Source organism: Protofrankia sp. Cr1 (assembly GCF_963555865.1).
GTDB lineage: Bacteria > Actinomycetota > Actinomycetes > Frankiales > Frankiaceae > Protofrankia.
In genome coordinates this window covers 1-2,347 of record NZ_CAUVXO010000555.1, presented here as the reverse complement: position 1 = coordinate 2,347, position 2,347 = coordinate 1, and the positions used below count along the sequence as shown (strand labels likewise).

At 65.5% G+C, this 2,347-nt stretch carries 3 protein-coding genes; all 3 read right to left on the bottom strand.

Going from position 1 to position 2,347, the window contains the following annotated elements; genetic code table 11:
- Positions 1-111 precede the first annotated feature (111 nt).
- On the bottom strand, positions 112-1,026 hold the full coding sequence (locus U9980_RS25690; protein ID WP_322770285.1) for a hypothetical protein: 915 nt from the start codon (positions 1,024-1,026) through the stop codon (positions 112-114).
- Positions 1,026-2,054: an AAA domain-containing protein gene (locus U9980_RS25685; protein WP_322770286.1), complete on the bottom strand. Its 1,029-nt coding sequence runs from the start codon at positions 2,052-2,054 to the stop codon at positions 1,026-1,028. Before U9980_RS25685 ends, U9980_RS25690 begins: the two co-directional genes overlap by 1 nt.
- A partial coding sequence (locus U9980_RS25680) for a hypothetical protein (protein ID WP_322770284.1) occupies positions 1,970-2,347 on the bottom strand: 378 nt, incomplete at its 5' end. The genes U9980_RS25680 and U9980_RS25685, both read right to left, overlap by 85 nt.

The following is a 2,347-nucleotide window of genomic DNA, read 5'->3' as shown; positions in this document are numbered from 1 at the left end:
TTCGTCGTCGGGCCGCCGCGGACGCGGCGTAGATCTACTTGCGACGGTGCACCTCGTCACCTGCCGGACCGCCGGTGCAGCCGCGCCCGGCGGCATGATCCCGGTAACCGCTCAGCGGGATGACTGCGACCCATCCGAGTGGGAATCAGCACCACGGGGTGGGAAATGCGACGCGCCAAGATCATTGAGGGTCATGATGGCGACATTCCAGCAGATGGTCGCGAGGTCGGCGTCCGGATGCACGTTGCGCTCAAGTTGGGACCGCGGATGGACGAAGTTGCGGTATTCGCGCAGGACCTGGGCGAAGTCCTTGGCGTCGCGCTTGATGAGCCCGTACCGGTGCGCGGTGTCGATGAGGCTGTAAAGATTGGGCTGATCCCTGTTCCCGCGACCGGGTGCGGATGTCGGAGCAGTACGTATCCCCTTGTTGCCCTCGGCTGCGAGAATTTTTTCTCGTTGTTGCACCACCGCATGCAGGACACCTTCGAGCAGGCTTCCCACTGTAATGATCGCCGCGAAGTAGGCGCCGTTTTCTCTGCAGGTGGCGGCTTCGTCGAGCCGGCTCCGCAGCAGGCCGACCATGGCGTGGTCGTGGACGAAGTCCGCTATGTCAACGGTCAACTCAACCGGAGCGATGGGCGCCGATTCGGCAGCCGATGGTGTCACGTCGATAACCATGTTCTGGCCGTCACGGTACGCCACGGCGAGGCCGTCTGCGTTGAGAATCCGATTGACTGCTTCCCGGATGGCGGTGGCTGATCGGGGGTCGTCGTACTCCCGCTGGTCGCACAGTCTGCGCAGGATCCGTTCGACCGCATTCCGATCTCCGGCTCTGGATGCCAGGAGTTCGTCGACCCAGGGGACCCGGTATGAGCCGTCGTAGTCCACCGGATCCGGCCAACCCGCATGACGAAACAGTGCCGCGATCTCGCGGCCGGTCCGTTCATAGGGCCCATCCTGGTCGACGATAAGACGTGCCAACCGTTCCCGGGTGACCGTGTCCAACACGTCCGGCACGTCCGGCATCAGACTGTCCCGTTTCCGCCGTTGGTCCGCCTGGCCGCGTCGGTGAGCCGGCTGCGGATCACCGGGCCGAGCCGGCCGTACCCGAGTTCGGATCGGGCCGCCTCCACCAGTTCTTCCTCGGTACGAAGCAGCTCGTCACTGCGGATCCACCGCACGAGGGCGTCGAGCTGGGAATCGGTGTACTGGACGATCGGCGTGCCGCGCGCGCGTAGGCGTGGCCGTGATCCCTTGCGCCTCGGCGGCACGGGTGTCGCGGATTCCACCGGTTTCGTTCGCGGTGTTGGCGTGGTCGGTCGGGTCGGTGCGCCACGGTCGACCGCGGCGACCGCGTCCTTCCAGGCCGCCTGCACCTTCGCCAGTTCGGTGATCGGGTCGCGGAGCCAGCTTGTCGACCATATCCGGTGGACGCGCCAGCCGAGGCGTTCCAGATGTTCCTGACGAAGGCGGTCCCTGTCCCGAGCGGATTGCGAGCTGTGGTAGCTCGCTCCGTCGGCTTCGATGGCAAGCACCATACGTCCAGGCTGTGCGGGATGAGCGGCGGCGAAGTCGATCCGGTAACCGGATACCCCGTACTGGGGAACGACCGGTATGCCCGCTTCTTGCAGGGCCGTCAGCACGTCGTCCTCAAAGGGATTGAGGTCGATTCCGGTTGCTCGACCCGATCCGGTCATGTCGGCGCCGAGCCGGGCGTACTCCAGATATGCCCGCAGCAGGCGAGCACCGGTGGCGCGCAGTTTCTCCGGGTCCATGTCATAGTCCGAAAAGGAGCTGACCACGGTCATCCGCCGCCGTGCGCGGGTCACGGCCACATTGAGCCGTCGTTCACCGCCGTCGAGGTTGAGCGGACCGAATCTGTGGGGGAGACGGCCGTCGACGCCCTTGGCGTAGCCGATGCTCAGAATGATCGAATCGCGTTCGTCGCCCTGGACCCGTTCGATGTTCTTCACGAAGAACGGACGCCGGGCGCCGACCGGGTCTTCGGAGAAGAAGTCCGTGAGATCCGGACGCCCGGCGCGGGCGGCTCGCAGCGCGGCATCGATCCGTTGCGCCTGCTTATGCCCATGGTGATGACACCCAGGCTTTCGGTCGGGCGTTGCTCGGCGTGGCGCAGCACCAAGTCGACAACCGCCTCGACCTCTTCGGGCGCCGGGGCCTGCTGGCCCGGGGACAGCCGCCCGTCGACCAGGACGTGCTCGACGGGCGTCCCGGTCAGTACACCGGGAAAGGTGATCAGGTCATTGTCGTAGATGTGGACGTTGGAAAACGTGATGAGTCGTTCGTCCTTACTGCGGTAGTGCCACTGCAGCCGTCGGCTGGGCAG

What these genes read in the sequence shown, in the direction of transcription:
- U9980_RS25690 (WP_322770285.1), bottom strand. Translation starts at nt 1,026, where the DNA reads ATGCCGGACGTGCCGGACGTGTTGGACACGGTCACCCGGGAACGGTTG.